Origin of the sequence: Mesorhizobium sp. B2-6-4 (assembly GCF_006441495.1) — a bacterium.
Lineage (GTDB): Bacteria > Pseudomonadota > Alphaproteobacteria > Rhizobiales > Rhizobiaceae > Mesorhizobium.
In genome coordinates, this window is sequence record NZ_VFUE01000001.1 from 237,011 (window position 1) to 254,936 (window position 17,926).

The 17,926-nt window shown below is 63.5% G+C and carries 16 protein-coding genes; 4 read left to right on the top strand and 12 right to left on the bottom strand.

What is annotated here, in order from left to right:
- Positions 1-14: 14 nt before the first annotated feature.
- Positions 15-374, bottom strand: coding sequence for a DUF4260 domain-containing protein (locus tag FJ426_RS01080; RefSeq protein WP_140560890.1), 360 nt, complete (start codon positions 372-374; stop codon positions 15-17).
- Positions 375-459: 85 nt separating this feature from the next.
- Positions 460-891, bottom strand: a complete 432-nt coding sequence (irrA, locus tag FJ426_RS01085) for an iron response transcriptional regulator IrrA (protein WP_181165297.1) — start codon at positions 889-891, stop codon at positions 460-462.
- Between the two features lie 242 nt (positions 892-1,133).
- Here irrA and fabA point away from each other — a divergent pair, with 242 nt between their 5' ends.
- The 4 genes from fabA to FJ426_RS01105 all read left to right on the top strand — a co-directional run bounded on the left by fabA (position 1,134) and on the right by FJ426_RS01105 (position 5,437).
- Positions 1,134-1,652 (top strand): 3-hydroxyacyl-[acyl-carrier-protein] dehydratase FabA, encoded by a 519-nt coding sequence (gene fabA / locus FJ426_RS01090; protein ID WP_140496768.1) that lies wholly within the window; start codon positions 1,134-1,136, stop codon positions 1,650-1,652.
- Positions 1,653-1,701: 49 nt separating this feature from the next.
- A complete protein-coding gene (fabB, locus tag FJ426_RS01095) occupies positions 1,702-2,922 on the top strand; it encodes a beta-ketoacyl-ACP synthase I (RefSeq protein WP_140496770.1) in 1,221 nt (406 codons plus the stop codon).
- A gap of 31 nt (positions 2,923-2,953) precedes the next feature.
- The gene (fabI, locus tag FJ426_RS01100) at positions 2,954-3,766 is read left to right on the top strand and encodes an enoyl-ACP reductase FabI (RefSeq protein WP_140513182.1); all 813 of its coding nucleotides are present in this window, start codon (positions 2,954-2,956) and stop codon (positions 3,764-3,766) included.
- A 126-nt stretch (positions 3,767-3,892) separates the two neighbouring features.
- Positions 3,893-5,437, top strand: a complete 1,545-nt coding sequence (locus tag FJ426_RS01105) for a bifunctional diguanylate cyclase/phosphodiesterase (RefSeq protein WP_140513180.1) — start codon at positions 3,893-3,895, stop codon at positions 5,435-5,437.
- 18 nt (positions 5,438-5,455) lie between these two features.
- Here FJ426_RS01105 and FJ426_RS01110 read toward each other — a convergent pair whose 3' ends face one another.
- From FJ426_RS01110 to rimP, 10 genes are all read right to left on the bottom strand, one after another.
- Positions 5,456-6,475: a class I SAM-dependent methyltransferase gene (locus FJ426_RS01110; protein ID WP_140560891.1), complete on the bottom strand. Its 1,020-nt coding sequence runs from the start codon at positions 6,473-6,475 to the stop codon at positions 5,456-5,458.
- Between the two features lie 69 nt (positions 6,476-6,544).
- The gene (gene pnp / locus FJ426_RS01115; RefSeq protein WP_140513176.1) at positions 6,545-8,692 is read right to left on the bottom strand and encodes a polyribonucleotide nucleotidyltransferase; all 2,148 of its coding nucleotides are present in this window, start codon (positions 8,690-8,692) and stop codon (positions 6,545-6,547) included.
- A gap of 413 nt (positions 8,693-9,105) precedes the next feature.
- Positions 9,106-9,417 (bottom strand): 30S ribosomal protein S15, encoded by a 312-nt coding sequence (rpsO, locus tag FJ426_RS01120; protein WP_281405124.1) that lies wholly within the window; start codon positions 9,415-9,417, stop codon positions 9,106-9,108.
- Positions 9,418-9,556: 139 nt separating this feature from the next.
- Positions 9,557-10,651 (bottom strand): magnesium/cobalt transporter CorA, encoded by a 1,095-nt coding sequence (gene corA, locus FJ426_RS01125; RefSeq protein ID WP_140560892.1) that lies wholly within the window; start codon positions 10,649-10,651, stop codon positions 9,557-9,559.
- A 44-nt stretch (positions 10,652-10,695) separates the two neighbouring features.
- Positions 10,696-11,667, bottom strand: a complete 972-nt coding sequence (gene truB, locus FJ426_RS01130; protein WP_140560893.1) for a tRNA pseudouridine(55) synthase TruB — start codon at positions 11,665-11,667, stop codon at positions 10,696-10,698.
- Complete coding sequence (rbfA, locus tag FJ426_RS01135) at positions 11,667-12,080, bottom strand: 30S ribosome-binding factor RbfA (RefSeq protein ID WP_140496786.1); 414 nt, start codon at positions 12,078-12,080, stop codon at positions 11,667-11,669. Before rbfA ends, truB begins: the two co-directional genes overlap by 1 nt.
- 114 nt (positions 12,081-12,194) lie before the next feature.
- Positions 12,195-14,768 (bottom strand): translation initiation factor IF-2, encoded by a 2,574-nt coding sequence (infB, locus tag FJ426_RS01140; RefSeq protein ID WP_140496788.1) that lies wholly within the window; start codon positions 14,766-14,768, stop codon positions 12,195-12,197.
- Positions 14,765-15,415 carry an RNA-binding protein gene (locus FJ426_RS01145; RefSeq protein WP_140497289.1) on the bottom strand — a complete coding sequence of 217 codons (651 nt, stop codon included), beginning with the start codon at positions 15,413-15,415 and terminating at the stop codon, positions 14,765-14,767. Before FJ426_RS01145 ends, infB begins: the two co-directional genes overlap by 4 nt.
- 38 nt (positions 15,416-15,453) lie before the next feature.
- On the bottom strand, positions 15,454-17,049 hold the full coding sequence (nusA, locus tag FJ426_RS01150) for a transcription termination factor NusA (protein WP_140496790.1): 1,596 nt from the start codon (positions 17,047-17,049) through the stop codon (positions 15,454-15,456).
- Positions 17,050-17,098: 49 nt separating this feature from the next.
- Positions 17,099-17,746: a ribosome maturation factor RimP gene (gene rimP, locus FJ426_RS01155; protein WP_140557592.1), complete on the bottom strand. Its 648-nt coding sequence runs from the start codon at positions 17,744-17,746 to the stop codon at positions 17,099-17,101.
- Between the last annotated feature and the right edge of the window lie 180 nt (positions 17,747-17,926).

Consider the following 17,926-nt stretch of genomic DNA (forward strand, 5'->3'; position numbering starts at 1 on the left):
GCAGGCCGGACCGTTTAGCGGCCGATGCGGCCGAGATGGGTATCCTGAAAGCTGCTCGACAGCTTCAAGCCGTAACCCAGCGCGCGATCGATAGCGATGTGGGCGATCCAGATCAATGCAACCGCTATAGCGGCTGCATTGCCGAACAGGCTGCCGGCAAGCACCAAAAACACCGGTGGGACCAAGATGTGGAAGGCATTGTAGCAGGCGGTGCCGACGCGCGGCCCGGCCAGATAGCCGAACATGGACAGATCAGGCGCCAGGATCAACAAGGCGAACAACCACCAGGACGCACCGGCGAGTGCATAAAAGACGATAGCGGACACCGCGACAGCGGCCCATTCCAGCCGGATAGCCAGATCGAGGGGTTTCATTCCTGGCCGTTCATACGTGCCTGGCCGTTCATACGTGCCCGGCCGTTCATACGTGCCCGGCCGTGCGTACGTGCTTGGCCCTCGGTCATTCGGCGCGTTTGGGGCGCAGTCTCACCACGATGTCGACATTGGCGATCTCCATCCCCTCGGGTGGTTCCGGTAGGTTGGTGACAGTGACCGGACCATTGGCGATGTCGAAAATCCGGTTTTCGCCTTCGATATAGAAATGGTGATGATCGGAGGTGTTGGTGTCGAAATAGGTTTTGGCGCCCTCGACAGCCAGAATGCGCAGGAGTCCCGCCTGGGTGAATTGGTGAAGGGCGTTGTAGACGGTGGCCAGCGACACCGGCACGCCGGCGGCGACGGCCTCCTCGTGCAGTTCCTCGGCCGACAGATGGCGGTCGCCCTTGGCGAAAAGCAGGTCGGCAAGCGCAATGCGCTGCCGTGTCGGCCTCAGGCCGGCTTCACGAACCCGCTTGTCCACAGCGACATTTTCCTTCCGGCAGCCCCGGTCCATCTGGTCGTCCAAGCTCACAGTTCCGCCTCAAGACACGTCCAGAATGGCAAAAAAATGGATGTCTGCCGAAACCGGACCCCTTTCGACATATATTCTGTCGTCCGGATGCGATCAATAGCGCGCATTGACCCGGCAAGACTGGCGGGTTAAGCGCAAACGCCGGTTTCCGGCCCGAAACAGATTGTGTTAGGACACCAACGACAAGGGCGCGCCAGCGCCCGGGACATATGGGAACGAGATTGATGGCGGGTTCGAAATCCAGCTACGACTACGAAGAATTGCTGGCCTGCGCCCGCGGCGAGCTGTTCGGACCGGGCAATGCCCAGTTGCCTTACCCGCCGATGCTGATGTTTGACCGCATCACCGAGATCAGCGAAACGGGCGGGGCTTTCGACAAGGGCTTCATCCGCGCCGAATTCGACATCAAGCCGGACCTGTGGTTCTTTGCCTGCCATTTCATCGGCAATCCCATCATGCCTGGATGCCTGGGCCTCGATGCCCTGTGGCAGCTGACGGGTTTCTATCTCGGCTGGCTGGGCGAACCCGGCAAAGGCATGGCGCTGTCGACCGGCGAGGTCAAGTTCAAGGGAATGGTCACGCCCTCGGTTAAAAAGGTCGAGTATGGCGTGGAATTCAAACGTGTGATGCGTGGCCGGCTGGTGCTGGGCATCGCCGATGGTTGGCTAAAGGCGGACGGCGAACCCATATACGCGGCAACGGACCTGAAAGTCGGTCTGTCCAAGCAGTCGGCGGTCGCTTGACCGTCGCCCTGGCCGACTTCGTGGCCAGCATTCCTGGAAGGAGTTGCGAATGAGACGTGTCGTAGTCACAGGCCTCGGCATCGTGTCGTCGATCGGCAACAATGCCAACGAGGTGCAAGCCTCGCTGCATGACGCCAAATCCGGCATCAGCTTCTCCGACTCCTTCGCCGAGCACGGCTTCCGCTGTCAGGTCTGGGGCGCGCCGACGCTCGATCCCAGCGCCATGATCGATCGCCGCGCGATGCGCTTCCTGAGCCAGGGAGCGGCCTGGAACCATGTCGCCATGGACCAGGCGATCGCCGATGCCGGCCTTGGCGAGAGCGACATCACCAATGAGCGCACCGGCATCGTCATGGGCTCGGGCGGGCCTTCCACCCGCACCATCGTCGAGGCGGCCGAAACCACGCTCAAGAATGGCAGCCCCAAGCGCATCGGCCCATTCGCGGTGCCGAAGGCGATGTCGTCGACCGCGTCGGCGACGCTGGCCACCTGGTTCAAGATTCACGGCGTCAACTATTCGATCTCGTCGGCCTGTTCGACCTCGGCGCATTGCATCGGCAATGGCTACGAACTGATCCAGTGGGGCAAGCAGGACATGGTGTTCGCCGGCGGCCACGAAGATCTCGACTGGACGATGTCGGACCTGTTCGATGCCATGGGCGCCATGTCGTCGAAGTACAATGACAGGGCATCTGCCGCTTCCCGCGCCTATGACGTCGATCGCGACGGCTTCGTCATCGCCGGCGGCGCCGGCGTGCTGGTGCTCGAGGAACTGGAGCATGCCAAGGCGCGCGGCGCCAAGATCTATGCAGAGATCGTCGGCTACGGCGCCACCTCGGACGGCTTCGACATGGTTGCGCCCTCGGGCGAAGGCGCGGTCCGCTGCATGCGGCAGGCGCTGGCGACCGTCACCACCCCGGTCGACTACATCAACACCCATGGGACCTCGACGCCGGTGGGGGATTCCCGCGAAATGGGCGCGATCCGCGAGGTGTTCGGCGAGAAGATGCCCTTCATCACCTCGACCAAATCGCTGACGGGCCATTCGCTGGGCGCGGCCGGCGTGCAGGAATCCATCTATTCGATCCTGATGATGCAAGGCGGTTTCATCGGCGAAAGCGCCCATATCGAGACTCTCGACCCCGAATTCGAGGGCATGCCGGTGGTGCGAAAGCGCATCGACAACGCCAGGATCGACACCGTTTTGTCCAATTCCTTCGGCTTTGGTGGCACCAACGCAACGCTGGTTTTCCAGCGCTATTCCGCATAAGGCCACGTTTTTTCCACGAGGATTGGCGATCATGGACGGATTGATGAAGGGCAAGCGCGGGCTTGTCATGGGCGTCGCCAACGATCATTCGATCGCCTGGGGCATAGCCCGGAAACTGTCCGAACATGGGGCCGAACTTGCCTTCACCTACCAGGGTGACGCCTTCGGCCGCCGGGTCAAGCCGCTTGCCGACAAGCTCGGCGCGGCGCTGGTGGTTCCCTGCGATGTCGAGGACAGCGCCTCGGTCCACGCCACCTTCGAGACCTTGGGCAAGGCCTGGGGCGGGCTCGACTTCGTGGTCCATGCCATCGGCTTTTCAGACAAGAATGAGCTCAAGGGCCTCTACGCCGACACCAGCCGCGACAATTTCATCCGCACAATGGTCATCTCCTGCTATTCCTTCACCGAGGTCGCGCGCCACGCCGCGGCCCTGATGCAGGATGGCGGATCGATGATCACCCTGACCTATGCCGGTTCGGTGCGCGTCATGCCGAACTATAACGTCATGGGCGTCGCCAAGGCCGGCCTCGAGGCCAGCGTGCGCTATCTCGCCAACGATTACGGCCCGCGCGGCATCAGGGTGAACGGCATATCGGCCGGACCGGTGCGAACGCTTGCCGGCGCCGGGATTTCCGATGCGCGCCACATGTTCTCCTACCAGCAGCGCAATTCTCCGCTGCGCCGCACCGTGACCATCGACGAGGTCGGCGGCTCGGCACTCTATCTCCTGTCCGACCTCGCTTCCGGCGTCACCGGCGAAATCCACTATGTCGATTCCGGCTATCATATCGTTTCCATGCCGACGCTCGAGGAGCTGAAGCAGACGGATCGCGCGAGCGAATAGGCCATTACGCGAAATAGTCTTTTCTCCTGCGAAGAAATAATTCCCTTCCAATAAAATTGGATGCATTCGCGGAAACTCATTTTAAGGGCCTATCGGCTATAGAGTCCCGCAATTTGGGGACTTTCAATGCCTGCCGTCAGCAACCCGAACCGCACACCGGTGTTCCGGCTGATCACCATAGCCAGTTCGGGCATTGGCAGTTTCATTCTCGGCATCTGGGGGCTGAAGCACGCGCTTGGCGACGGCTTTGCCGGCATGCCGGCGGACGTGATGGTGGCGATCATGGCTGCCCTTTGCGCATTGGCGGCGGCGGGAGCCGCGATGTCTTTCTTCGCCGGCGTCGACGAATCGGCTGATTTCGTCTTCAACGAAACCCAGTTCGACAAGCTGACCGGATTGCTGGCGCGTCCGGCGATGGTCGGCAAGATCGCCGAGGCAGCCTGCGCGACGAGCCGCACCGGGGCCCCGATGTTCCTCATCGACATCGACATCGACCGGTTCAAGCAGATCAACGACGCGATCGGCTACAGCCAGGGCGACGAACTGATCCGCGCCTTCACCAAGCGGCTGCAGGCCTGCGTGCCCGAGCGCGTGCAGATCGGGCGCATCGGCGCCGGCGAGTTCGCGGTGCTGCTTCCCGATCATCAGATTCAGGGAACGATGGAAGCTATGGTGGAGAGGCTCATCGACGAGATGATGGAGCCCTATGAGCTCAGCAGCCACCAGCAATCGGTGAGCCTGTCGGTGGGCATCGTGGCGATGCCCAAGGACGGCGTCGACCCGGTCCTCATCCTGCGCCGCTCCAACTTGGCGCTGCAAAATGCGCGCGCCAGGGGAGTCGGCAACTGGTCGGTCTTCGATACCGAGATGGGTCGGGTCGCCGATCATCGCCAATGGGTCGAATCCGAGCTGCACATCGCATTCGAGCGCGGTGATTTCGACCTTCACTATCAGCCGCAGCTGGACCTGCCGAGCGGCCGCATCGTCGGCTATGAAGCGCTGATCCGCTGGAACCATCCAGAACGCGGCATGATCCCACCTCTGGAGTTCATCCAGATCGCCGAGGAAACCGGCATGATCAATCCGATCGGCGAATGGGTTCTGCGCAAGGCATGCAGCGACGCCCGCCATTTACCCGACGACTGCTTCGTCGCCGTCAACATCTCGCCGGTCCAGTTCATGACCAAGGACTTCATCGGCCTCGTGCGCGACACGATGCGGACCACCGGCATCAAGCCCTCGCGGCTGGAGCTGGAAGTCACCGAGACGGCCATGATGCAGGACCGCGACCGCGCCGCCGCCATCCTGAAAGAGCTTGCCGATATGGGCATCTCGGTTGCCGTCGACGATTTCGGCACCGGCTATTCCAATCTCAGCTACCTGATCGATTTTTCATTCGGCAAGCTGAAGATCGACCGCTCCTTCGTCAGCCGCATCGATACGGATTCGAGCTCCGGCGCCGTCGTATCGACCATTGTCGGCCTCTCGCGAGCACTCGGCGTCAGTATTATTGCCGAGGGTGTCGAGACAGAGGACCAGGCGACACTGCTCAGGGCAGCCGGTTGCGAGGTGGTGCAAGGTTATCTGTTCGGCCGGCCGGCGCCGCTTGCGGTCATGGCCGGCGAGGGACATGTCATCGAGGATTCGAGGCGCGTGGCCAATCTGCACTGAGTGTCACGCCGTTGCGTGTCAGCGACGCGCGGAAAGAACCTTGAACATGCCGTCACGGGCGAGCTCGGCATGGCTGGAGAAGGCGGCGGCCAGTGCCGGCTCGTAGGGCAGCTGGCGGTTCGCCACCATGTACAGCCGCGCTCCCGGCTTCAGCGCCTTTGCCGCTGCCCGGATCAGGCCGGCGCCGATCTCCGGTTCGGCCGCGCGGCTGCGATGAAAAGGCGGGTTCATGACGACCGCGTCGTAGCGACGCTCGACCGGCTCCCCCTGCAGGTCCGTCCAGAAGAAACCTTTCGCAACCGACTGGCTGGCCGTGGCAAGATTGGCTTTGGCGGCTTCGAGAGAAGCGAAATCCGCCTCATAGAGATCAAGTGCCGAGATGCCGGGCGAACGCGCTTCCATCTCCGCCGCCAGATAGCCCCAGCCGGCGCAGAAATCGGCGACATGGCCGCGCAGGTCGGCCGGAAGATGGTCCGCCAGCAACTTCGAACCGGCATCGACACGATCGAAGGAAAACATGCCGGGCGCCGTGCTGAAGCGGCCGTCGACCAGCCCGGCGGGATTGGCGGCACGCAGCGCTGTCGACGCGTCCGTCCCGGCCGGCCGGCGAAGCCAGAAGGCGATGCCGTGATATTTGGGCAGATGGCCTTCGAGCGGCACAAGCTCGTCCATGCGCTTGCGCAGGCTGGCGATGCCATCATCCTTGCCGCCGGCAATGACGATTAATCCGCCCTCGGCGACGCGCTCCAGCGCATCCGCGATGCGCAGCTCGTTCTGGCCGCGATGGCGGCCCGCGAGCACCAGCGCGGCGTCAAAGCCATCGCCTTGCGTTTGCGGGGTGACAGTGAAGCCCGCAGCTTGCAGCGCGCGAAAATGCGGCCGGAAGCCTTGCACCACGTGCAGCTCGGCGTCGAAGTCCCGCGGTGTCCGCAAGCCGGATTCGGCCCCGAGAAAAAGCATGCGCTCGCCCTTTCGCGGCAAGGCGACCGCCTCGGCCTCGAATGGATGGAACAGCGTCTTCAGCACTTCAGCGGACATGCCTTTGCTCCATAAACGAAAACGGGCGCGACATGAGCCGCGCCCGCTTCGATTTTTCCGTTAGCCAGTTCAGGCGGCGTTTTCTTCGCTCTCGGCCTTCTTGTCGCGAACGATTTCCTTGCCGGTGGCCTGGTCGACGACCTTCATCGACAGGCGGACCTTGCCGCGCTCGTCGAAGCCCATCAGCTTGACCCACACCTTGTCGCCTTCCTTGACGACGTCCGAAGTCTTGGCGACCCGGTCGTTGGCAAGCTGCGAGATGTGGACGAGGCCGTCACGCGGGCCGAAGAAGTTGACGAAAGCGCCGAAGTCGGCGGTCTTGACGACCGTGCCTTCGTAGATTTCGCCGACTTCCGGCTCGGCGACGATGGTGTGGATCCACTTCTTCGCCGCCTCGATCTCCTTGGCGTTCGCCGAAGCGATCTTGACCGTGCCGTCATCCTCGATGTTGATCTTGGCGCCGGTCTTCTCGACGATCTCGCGGATGACCTTGCCACCGGAACCGATCACGTCGCGGATCTTGTCGGTCGGGATGTGCATGACCTCGATGCGCGGCGCGAACTCGCCGAGCTCGGCGCGCGCGCCGGACAGCGCGTGGCCCATTTCGCCGAGAATATGCTGACGACCGTCCTTGGCCTGGTCGAGAGCGATCTTCATGATCTCCTCGGTGATGCCCTCGATCTTGATGTCCATCTGCAAGGAGGTGATGCCGTTGGCGGTGCCGGCGACCTTGAAATCCATGTCGCCGAGGTGATCCTCGTCGCCCAGGATGTCGGAGAGCACGGCGAAGCGCTCACCTTCCTTGATCAGGCCCATGGCGATACCGGCGACCGGCTTGGCCAGCGGCACGCCGGCGTCCATCAGCGCCAGCGAGGTGCCGCAGACGGTTGCCATCGACGACGAGCCGTTGGACTCGGTGATCTCCGAGACCACGCGCAGCGTGTAGGGGAACTGGTCTGATGTCGGCAGCATCGGGCGGATGGCGCGCCAGGCGAGCTTGCCGTGGCCGATCTCGCGGCGGCCGGGCGAGCCCATGCGGCCGGTCTCGCCGACGGAATAGGGAGGGAAGTTGTAGTGGAGGAGGAACTTCTCCTTGTACATGCCGGTCAGCGAATCGACATACTGCTCGTCCTCGCCGGTGCCCAGCGTGGCGACGACCAGCGCCTGGGTCTCGCCGCGGGTGAACAGCGCCGAACCGTGGGTGCGCGGCAGGACGCCGACCTCGGACACGATCTTGCGCACGGTCTTCAGGTCACGGCCGTCAATGCGCGAACCGGTGTCGAGAATGTTCCAGCGCACGACCTTGGCCTGGAGCTCCTTGAACACGCTGCCGATCTGCTCGGAGGAATATTTCGGCTCTTCGCCTTCGGCCGGAGCGAAGGCCGCCTTGACCTTGGCCTTGACGGCGTCGACGGCGGCATAGCGCTTCTGCTTGTCGGTGATCTTGTAGGCGTCGCGAAGCTCGTCGCCGACGATCTTCAGCATCTCGGCTTCGAGAGCGGAATAGTCCGGCGCGGTGAAGTCGCGCGGGTCCTTGGCGGCGACTTCGGCCAGCTTGATGATCGCGTCGATCACCGGCTGGAAACCGCGATGGCCGAACATGACCGCGCCGAGCATCAGGTCTTCGCCGAGCTCCTTGGCTTCGGACTCGACCATCAGTACGGCGTCGGCGGTGCCGGCGACGATCAGGTCGAGCTTGGATTCCTGCATCTCGTCGACATGCGGGTTGAGCACGTATTCGCCGTTGATGTAGCCGACGCGGGCGCCGCCGATCGGGCCCATGAAGGGCACGCCCGACAGGGTCAGGGCCGCCGAGGTGGCGACGATCGACAGGATGTCCGGATCGTTCTCGAGATCATGCTGGACGACGGTGACGACGATCTGCGTGTCGTTCTTGTAGCCGTCGGCAAAGAGTGGGCGGATCGGGCGGTCGATGAGGCGCGAAACCAGCGTTTCCTTTTCGCTCGGACGGCCTTCACGCTTGAAATAGCCGCCCGGGATCTTGCCGGCTGCGTAGGTCTTTTCCTGGTAGTTGACGGTCAGCGGAAAGAAGTCGAGGCCCGGCTTGGGCTCCTTCATCGAAACGACCGTGGCGAGAACCTTGGTCTCGCCGTAGGTGGCGAGCACGGCGCCGTCGGCCTGGCGCGCGATCTTGCCGGTTTCGAGGATGAGCGGGCGACCGCCCCATTCGATTTCCACTTTGTGGTGATTGAACATGTCTTGTCCTTCATATGAGGAAAGGGCCGCGCCGTTTCAGCGTGCGCGGGTGCCCTTTCCCCTGGCTTCCTTTCTCGGGCAGCCACGGGCAAGACAACGGGAAGCTCGATCCATGTCGGCCGGATGGCCGCGCGAGCGTCCTGCAATCCTGCCCCATGACCGTCCATGGGGTGGCTTCGAGGGGGCCCTCTGCACGCTCGAAACCGGATTTGGCCAATCGATCCGACTGGCCCTGCGCATGACCCCACAAGCAGCGGCTTGTGGAATACGTCACGCGCAAACTCAACTTGTTGGAGCGTCCGTCCGGCATCCGGATGGGTGCGCGGCGCTCCAATACCTGCATTCGAGATCGGATTGGTCCGGTGCTCAAATGCGCGACCGGCGGGCCCTTGTGAGGCCCGCCGGTCAATTCGTCAACGGCGCAGGCCGAGCTTCTCGATCAGCGTCTGGTAGCGCGTGTCGTCCTTGCGCTTGAGATAATCAAGCAGGCTTCGGCGCTGGGAGACGAGAGCGAGCAGACCACGGCGGGAATGGTTATCCTTCTTGTGGTCCTTGAAATGGTCGGTCAGGTTCTTGATGCGCTCGGAAAGGATGGCTACCTGAACTTCCGGAGACCCGGTGTCGCCCTTGGCGGTTGCGAATTCAGTCATCAATTCCTGTTTGCGCTCGGCAGTAATCGACATCGTGTTTTTCCTTATCTGTTCGAGGAAACGGGTCGCCCTCAGCCGGGATGTCGTCCAGCAGGGGCCGGTGCAAGCAGAGCGTCATAGCGCTAAGCTGCGGCGCATATAGTGCAATTCCCAAGAAAACACCAGCCCAATTCACGAAGCCGGCTTTTCACGCCAAAACGGCAAGTTATCCCTGTCAAAGCCATTTTTTCCATTTGAAGAAGGCAATCAGCCCAACCGCGACCACGGCCATGAACAGCAGCGACAAGGGATAGCCGTAATAGGCCTTCAGCTCAGGCATGTTCCAGGGCGACGTCTCCGGATCGAAATTCATGCCCCAGACGCCGACCAGAAACGTGAGCGGCATGAAGATGACCGAGACGATCGTCAGATAGGAAATGACGTCGTTGGTGCGTGCCTGGCTCAGCGACAGATGCATCTCGATCAGGCCGGTCAGCATGTCGCGCTGGTTCTCGACCAGCTCGATCAGCCGCAGCGCGTGGTCGAGCGTATCGTTGAGGAAGACCTTGGTTTCGGCCTTCACATAGGACACGTCGTTGCGGATCAGCGTCGCCAGCGCGTCGCGCACCGGCCACAGCACCCCCTTCAGCACATTGGCGTCGTGCCGCAATCCATGAAGCTGCTGCATCTGATGCTTGTGCGGTGCGTGCAGCATCTGGTCCTCGATGCTGTCGACGAGTTCGCCGGCCGCCTCGATCGGCGGAAAGTAGCTGTCGACGATGGCGTCGATCAGCGCATAGGCGAGATAGTCGGCGCCACGGGCGCGCAGCCGGTTCGGCGCCGAGCTTTCGATGCGCTTGCGCACCGGATCGAACGGATCGCCTTCGCGCTCCTGGAAGGTGACGGCGAAATTCTTGCCAAGGAAAACGGCGATCTGCTCGTAGCGGTGCGAGGCGACGTCGTCGATCATCCGCACGACCACGAAAGCATGGTCTTCGTAGAAATCCACCTTCGGCCGCTGGCCCGTGTTGACGACGTCCTCCAGCGCCAGCGGATGCAGGCTGAAGATGCGGCCGATCTCCTTGATCAGCTCGATATTGGCCAGGCCGGTGCAGTCCAGCCAGATGACCGGCCACTTTTCGCAATTGGCATTGACGTCGTCGATGCTGGCATTGTCGATCGTTTTGGACTTTTGCGGCGAGATCAGGGTGAGCCGCAGTTCCGAGCGTCGCGCCGCGGGATCGGCGATCAGCGTTCCGGGCGATGCACCGACCGGCGGCCGCCTGGCCCTGAGCGGCGCCCGCGTCTTGATCGCCTCAACCTTTGCCATGCGGTCCCTCGGATAGATGTCGCATAGAGATTAGACGAGGGCCCTCACCCGGCAAAGACCCGTTTGGGCTTGAACATGCCCTGCTCGACGGCACCGATGGCCACCAGCTTGCCGCGCGCGGTCGCGCAGGCTTCCTCGGCCTCCACCGGCGCGTCGCGGCCCCGGATGATGACGGGATTGCCGAGGCGGATCTTCGTCGCCGCATCGTCGCTGATGGCGATCTGCGGCAGGCAGTCGAGTGCCGCCGAGGTGTCGACAAGCAGCGCGTCGATCGCGCCAAAATCGATCGGCGCTTCTATCGAATCGGGGGACGGTTGCTGCGTGCCATGACCCTGCTCGCCGAAGCGCGCCGCCTCCAGTTCGGCGACGGTGACGAAATCCTCGGCGGTGAACGGCTCGACCTCGATCCGGCGCAGTTCAGAAATATGGCCGAAGCAGCCGAGATCGCGGCCCATGTCGCGGGCCAGCGAGCGCACATAGGTACCCTTGCCGCATTCGACCTCGAAAACCGTGTGATCGGCCCCGTGCTCGACGATGTCGAGGCGGCCGATTTCGATCTCGCGCGCGGGAATGTCGACCGTCTCGCCGTCGCGGGCGAGATCATAGGCGCGTTCGCCCGCGATCTTGATGGCCGAGAATTGCGGCGGCGTCTGCATGATGACGCCGGTGTATTTCGGCAGCAGCGCCTGCACTTCGGCCTCCACGGGGCGCCGGTCGGAGTCCCTCGTCACCGGACCTTCGAGGTCGTCGGTCGAGCGCTCCTGCCCCCAGGCCACGGTGAAGCGGTAGATCTTGGCGCCGTCCTGGACGTAGGGCACGGTCTTGGTGGCTTCGCCGAGCGCGATCGGCAGCATACCGGAAGCGAGCGGATCGAGCGTGCCGGCGTGGCCGGCCTTCTCCGCCTGGAACAGCCACTTGATCTTGGAGACGGCCTCCGTCGAGCCCATGCCGACCGGCTTGTCCAGCACCACCCAGCCCGAGACCGGCCGGCCCTTCTTCTTGCCGCGGCGCGCCATTATTCGCTGTCCTTATCGTCGTCGTCCGCATCCAGATCGCGCGCCACTTCCGGCGATTTCAGGAGATCGTTGATCCTGGCGAAATTGTCGAAGGAGGTGTCGAGCCGGAAGCGAAACTCGGGCATGTACTTCATCTGCCGCAGCGCGCCGGAGACACGGCCGCGGATGAACTTGGCATGCTTGTTGAGCGCCTCGACCACCGCGCCGGCGTCCGTGGCGCCGAGCGGCGAGATGAAGGCGGTTGCGATCTTGAGGTCGGGCGACATGCGCACTTCCGACACCGAAACCACGGCATTCTCGACCAGCGGATCGATGATCTCGCCGCGCTGCAAGGTTTCGGACAGCGCATGGCGCACCTGCTCGCCGACGCGCAGCATGCGCTGGGATGGGCCTGATGTGGTCGAACGGGGCATTTTTTCTCGATCCTGAAAGCGTGGGGCGCGGGATAGGACCGTGCCTCATGTCTCAAATGTTTGCCAGGCGGCGGCCTCTCGGCCACCGCCTGGCATGACGGACGTCACACGAACTCAGAGCGTGCGGGTTACCATCTCGACGCGGAAGCACTCGATGATGTCGCCGACGCGCATGTCCTCGTAGTTCTGGAAGGCCATGCCGCATTCCTGGCCGCCCGGGACTTCCGAAACCTCGTCCTTGAAGCGCTTCAGCGTCTTCAGCGTGCCTTCGTGGATGACGACGTTGTCGCGGATCAGGCGCACGCCCGCGCCACGCTCGACCTTGCCTTCGGTGACACGGCAGCCGGCGATCTTGCCGACCTTGGTGATGTCGAATATCTCGAGGATCTGCGCATTGCCGATGAAGGTCTCGCGACGCTCCGGCGAGAGCATACCCGACAGAGCCGCCTTCACGTCATCAACGAGGTTGTAGATGATCGAGTAATAGCGGATCTCGATGCCAGCGGCCGCCGCCGCGGCGCGTGCCTGCACATTGGCGCGGACGTTGAAGCCGATGATCGCCGCACCCGACGTCTCCGCCAGCGACACGTCGCTTTCGGTGATGGCGCCGGCGCCGGCATGGACGATGCGCGCACGCACCTCGTCGGTGCCAAGCTTGTCGAGCGCTGCGTTGATCGCCTCGATCGAACCCTGCACGTCACCCTTGATGACCAGCGGGAACTCCTTCAGTCCGCTCGTCTGCAGCTGCGACATCATCTGTTCGAGCGAACCGCGCTGGCCGGCATGACGGGCAACCGCCTTCTCGCGGGCCAGACGCTGGCGGTACTCGGTGATCTCGCGGGCGCGGGCCTCGTTGTTGACCACGGCGAAGCGGTCGCCGGCCTGCGGCGTGCCCTGGAGGCCGAGCACCTCGACCGGCATAGCCGGCGGCGCTTCCTTGACGTGTTCGCCGCGATCGTCGACCAGCGCGCGCACCCGGCCCCATTCATTGCCGGCGACAAGGATGTCGCCCGGCATCAGCGTGCCGGTCTGCACCAGCACGGTGGCGACGGGGCCACGGCCCTTGTCGAGCTGCGCCTCGATGACGACGCCCTCGGCGGTGCGGTCCGGATTGGCCTTGAGGTCGAGGATTTCGGCCTGCAGCAGGATCGCTTCTAGCAGCTTGTCGAGGTTGGTGCCCTTGGTCGCCGATACTTCGACATCAAGCACTTCACCGCCCATGGATTCGACGAATACCTCATGGCGCAGAAGTTCCGAGCGCACTTTTTGCGGATCGGCGTCATGCTTGTCGATCTTGTTGATCGCCACGATGATCGGAACGCCGGCCGCCTTGGCATGGCTGATCGATTCGATCGTCTGCGGCATCACGCTGTCGTCGGCCGCCACCACCAGGATGGCAATGTCGGTGGCCTGGGCGCCGCGGGCGCGCATGGCCGTGAAGGCGGCGTGGCCGGGCGTGTCGATGAAGGTGATCTTCTGACCGTTCTTCTCGACCTGATAGGCGCCGATATGCTGGGTGATGCCGCCGGCCTCGCCGGAGACGACATTGGCGTTGCGGATCGCGTCGAGCAGCGAGGTCTTGCCGTGGTCGACATGCCCCATGATGGTCACGACAGGCGGCCGCGACACCAGGTCTTCCGGACGGTCGGCGATGTTGAACAGGCCTTCCTCGATGTCGGACTCGGCGACGCGGCGGACCGTGTGGCCGAATTCGGTGGCGACCAGTTCCGCCGTGTCGGCGTCGATGACGTCGCCCGGCTTCAGGATCTGGCCCTGCTTCATGAAGAACTTGACCACATCGACGGCGCGCTCGGACATGCGCTGCGCCAGTTCCTGGATAGTAATGGTTTCGGGCAGGATCACTTCGCGCATAACCTTCTCGCGCGGCTCATTGTGCATCGCGCGCTTGAACTTTTCCTGGCGGCGGCGCATCGACGACAGCGAACGGGCCCGCGCATCCTCGTCGGAAAGCGCGGAGTTCAAAGTCAGCTTGCCGCGACGGCGGTCTTCCTCGCCCTTGGTCGGCTTGGCCGGACGCGCCACTTCGGGCGTCACCAGACGGCGCACCGGCGCACCGGCGCCAGTCCGCTTCGGCTTGACCTCTTCTTCCTCGTCGGCGGTCGCCAGTTCGGCGGCCTGCGGCGCGCGGCGACGCGCCTCTTCCTCGGCGCGGCGGCGGGATTCGGCCTCGGCCTGCAACCGCGCTTCTTCCTCGGCCTGGCGGCGTGCGGATTCCTCGCGCTCGCGCTTGCGGCGCTCCTCATCCTCGGTGCGGCGCTTGGCTTCCTCGACGGCGCGCTGGCGGTCCTCGACCTCGCGCGCTTTGGAGCCTTCGAGCGCCCTGCGGCGCGCTTCCATTTCGCTGCGCGACAGTTCGTTCAACACCATGCCGCTGCGCTCGACCGGTGCCGGCGGAGGTGGAGGCGGCGCCTTGGGTGCCTCCTGCACGACGGGAGCCGCCGCGACCGCCGGCTTCGGGGTGAACACGGGTGCCGCCACCGCCGGCTCCGGCTTGTCGCCGGGCAGCGAGAATTTGCGCTTCTTGGTCTCGACCACGACCGACTTGGTGCGGCCGTGCGAGAAGTTCTGGCGCACGGTGCCCTGTTCCATGCCGGGGCGCTTCAGCGTCAAGGTCTTCTTCGGCGTAACACTCAACGTCTTGTCGTCGCCCGATTTCGTATCGCTCATTCCATATCCTCTGCGGCCTCATCTTCGTCAGCAACGGCCGCAAGCATTGCCAGATCGTCCGGGGTACCGCCCCGATATCGGTCGAGCGCAACCATGCGCTTCTGGACCGCCTTACCCGCGTCTCCCGCGAGGACGGCAGCATGTATCACATTTGTACCCCCCAATGCCAAGCTCAACTCGGCCTCGGAGAAAAGTTTGTAGGCAAGGATGGAGGGGCCGCCAATATGGACGGTCGCCCGCCGCGCCTGGCTGATCTTGCGCACGCCATCGTCTGAGGCTTCGGTCGCGTGGAGCACGAAAAGCGCCAATCCACCGCGCACCGCGCTCTCCACCTTGGTGGCGCCCAGCGCGATCGCCCCTGCCTTGCGAGCGAGACCCAGCATGCCAAGGGCGGATCTGGAAAGCAGCCCATCGACCATGCCGCCGAGATCGGGCGGCACGACCACCTGTGCCTTAAAGGCGCGGCTAAAAAGGTTCTTGGCCGCCGCCTTGTCGATATGTAGGCGGTCGGCGCTCACCCAGCAACCACGGCCGGGCAGATTTCTCTTGAGATCCGGAACGACGGCCGAATCCGGGCCGACGACGAACCGGATCAGTTCATCCGGTTCGGCCTGCTTGCGGGTGACGATGCAGGTGCGATCGTTCATCTCGTCCAAGGGCGGTTTCTGTGCGATGCGGTTTCACCTCACGCACCAACGGCTTCGTCAGCCGGCGCTTCTTCGGCTGCAAGCTCGTCTTCGGAAATCCAGCCGGCCTTGAGACGGGCCGCGAGCACCATCTGCTCGGCATCGGCGCGCGAAACGCCATGATCGGCCAGCACGCCCGGATACACCTTGGTCTCGCCGTCCTTGCGTTCCTTCCAGCCGGTGAGGTCGTCGGCGGCATAGCCGGCGAAATCCTCGATCGTCTTCACGCCGTCCTCGCCGAGCGTCACCATCATGGCGGTGGTGATGCCGGGGATTTCGCGCAGCTCGTCCTTGACGCCCAGCGCCTTGCGCTTTTCGTCGTGCTCGGCTTCGATCTTCTCCAGATATTCGCGGGCCCGGGTCTGGATCTCCGAGGCGGTATCCTCATCGAAGCCGTCGATCGAGGCGATTTCGCCGGCATCGACATAGGCGACTTCCTCGACGCTGGTGAAGCCTTCGGAGGCGAGCACCTGGCCGACCATCTCGTCGACGTCGAGAGCTTCCATGAACAGCGCCGAGCGCTCGACGAATTCCTTCTGGCGGCGCTCGGATTCCTCGGCCTCGGTCAGGATGTCGATATCCCAGCCGGTGAGCTGCGAAGCGAGGCGCACATTCTGGCCGCGGCGGCCGATGGCCAGCGAGAGCTGGTCGTCCGGCACCACCACTTCGATGCGCTCGGCGTCCTCGTCGAGCACGACCTTGGCGACTTCCGCCGGCTGCAGCGCATTGACGATGAAGGATGCGGCCGAGGGCGACCACGGAATGATGTCGATCTTCTCGCCCTGCAATTCGGCGACGACCGCCTGGACGCGGCTGCCGCGCATGCCGACGCAGGCGCCGACCGGATCGATCGAGCTGTCGCGCGAGATGACGGCGATCTTGGCGCGCGAACCGGGGTCGCGGGCGACCGACTTGATCTCGATGATGCCATCATAGATCTCCGGCACTTCCATGGTGAAGAGCTTGGCCATGAACTGCGGATGGGTGCGCGACAGGAAGATCTGCGGGCCGCGCTGCTCACGGCGCACGTCGTAGACATAGGCGCGGACGCGATCGCCATATTTGTAGTTTTCGCGCGGGATCAGCTCGTCGCGGCGGATGATTGCTTCGCCACGACCGAGATCGACGATGACATTGCCGTATTCGACGCGCTTGACGGTTCCGTTGACGATCTCGCCGATGCGGTCCTTGTATTCGTCATACTGGCGGTCGCGCTCGGCCTCGCGCACCTTCTGCACGATGACCTGCTTGGCCGACTGGGCGGCGATGCGGCCGAAATCCATCGGCGGCAGCTGTTCGGCGATGAAGTCGCCGAGCTGGGCATCGGGATTGCGCTCGCGCGCCGAGGAAATGGCGATCTGCGTGGCGTAGTCGTCGACCTTCTCGACCACTTCCATCAGCCGCTGCAGCTTCATCTCACCGGTGTTGGGGTTGATGTCGGCGCGGATGTTGGTCTCCTGGCCATAACGCGAGCGTGCCGCCTTCTGGATCGCATCAGCCATGGCGGCGATGACGATCGACTTGTCGATCGACTTTTCACGCGCGACCGCGTCGGCAATCTGCAGCAGTTCAAGTCTGTTGGCGCTTACAACCATGTTTTTTCTCCCGAGCCTGTTTGCCGGCCCCTGGGGCCTGGCAGCTCAATCAACTTTCCTGTTCGTGTTCTTCCGTAGCGCCCGGTTCCGTACCCTCCGGTACGTCGTCGTCCGGTTCGCCGCGGCGTTTCTTGGCTTCCTTGCGCGCCCTATTGTCCTTCGACAATGCATCACGGATGAGGTCGTCGGTCAGGATCAGCCGGGCTTCGGCAATGGCGTCGTAGGGCACGCGCACTGTCGGCTCCTCACCGTAGGCCGCCTTGTCGCGCTCGATCAGCACATCGTTCTCACCGGCTTCGGCGATCTTGCCCTTGAAGCGCTTGCGATCCGCGACAACGACCGATGTTTCCATCTTCACCAGATGACCGGTCCAGGTCGAGAAATCCGATTTGCGCACCAGCGGCCGGTCGATGCCGGGCGATGAGACTTCGAGATGATACGCCTTCTCGATGGGATCGTCGACGTCGAGCGCCGGCGACACCGCACGGCTCACCTCTTCGCAATCCTCGACCGTCATGGTGCCGTCCTCGCGCTCAGCCATGATCTGCAGCGTCAGCCCGTTCTGGCCGGACAGATGCACGCGTACAAGGCGAAAGCCGATGCCGCGCAGCACCGGCTGGACGATCAGCGCGATGCGTGCATCGATGCCGCTTTCGCGGATGATGCGATCGTCGCTCTCGCTTGCCGTTGACGTCATTCGATTCCTGTCGATCATTCTCTAGCCGTCGGCAGGTAATAAAAAAGAGCGGGACCGGGTGGACCCACTCTTCGTCATACCGACCAAGAATTTGAGGCTGATATAAACGATCCGCCCCGGTGTTTCAAGCCCGCCGTCCCAACTGCGCGAATGTCCTGGCGCATTGGGGTTGCGCCAGGT

What these genes read in the sequence shown, in the direction of transcription:
- FJ426_RS01080 (WP_140560890.1), bottom strand. Translation starts at nt 374, where the DNA reads ATGAAACCCCTCGATCTGGCTATCCGGCTGGAATGGGCCGCTGTCGCG.
- irrA (WP_181165297.1), bottom strand. Translation starts at nt 891, where the DNA reads ATGGACCGGGGCTGCCGGAAGGAAAATGTCGCTGTGGACAAGCGGGTT.
- fabA (WP_140496768.1), top strand. Translation starts at nt 1,134, where the DNA reads ATGGCGGGTTCGAAATCCAGCTACGACTACGAAGAATTGCTGGCCTGC.
- fabB (WP_140496770.1), top strand. Translation starts at nt 1,702, where the DNA reads ATGAGACGTGTCGTAGTCACAGGCCTCGGCATCGTGTCGTCGATCGGC.
- fabI (WP_140513182.1), top strand. Translation starts at nt 2,954, where the DNA reads ATGGACGGATTGATGAAGGGCAAGCGCGGGCTTGTCATGGGCGTCGCC.
- FJ426_RS01105 (WP_140513180.1), top strand. Translation starts at nt 3,893, where the DNA reads ATGCCTGCCGTCAGCAACCCGAACCGCACACCGGTGTTCCGGCTGATC.
- FJ426_RS01110 (WP_140560891.1), bottom strand. Translation starts at nt 6,475, where the DNA reads ATGTCCGCTGAAGTGCTGAAGACGCTGTTCCATCCATTCGAGGCCGAG.
- pnp (WP_140513176.1), bottom strand. Translation starts at nt 8,692, where the DNA reads ATGTTCAATCACCACAAAGTGGAAATCGAATGGGGCGGTCGCCCGCTC.
- corA (WP_140560892.1), bottom strand. Translation starts at nt 10,651, where the DNA reads ATGGCAAAGGTTGAGGCGATCAAGACGCGGGCGCCGCTCAGGGCCAGG.
- truB (WP_140560893.1), bottom strand. Translation starts at nt 11,667, where the DNA reads ATGGCGCGCCGCGGCAAGAAGAAGGGCCGGCCGGTCTCGGGCTGGGTG.
- rbfA (WP_140496786.1), bottom strand. Translation starts at nt 12,080, where the DNA reads ATGCCCCGTTCGACCACATCAGGCCCATCCCAGCGCATGCTGCGCGTC.
- infB (WP_140496788.1), bottom strand. Translation starts at nt 14,768, where the DNA reads ATGAGCGATACGAAATCGGGCGACGACAAGACGTTGAGTGTTACGCCG.
- FJ426_RS01145 (WP_140497289.1), bottom strand. Translation starts at nt 15,415, where the DNA reads ATGAACGATCGCACCTGCATCGTCACCCGCAAGCAGGCCGAACCGGAT.
- nusA (WP_140496790.1), bottom strand. Translation starts at nt 17,049, where the DNA reads ATGGTTGTAAGCGCCAACAGACTTGAACTGCTGCAGATTGCCGACGCG.
- rimP (WP_140557592.1), bottom strand. Translation starts at nt 17,746, where the DNA reads ATGACGTCAACGGCAAGCGAGAGCGACGATCGCATCATCCGCGAAAGC.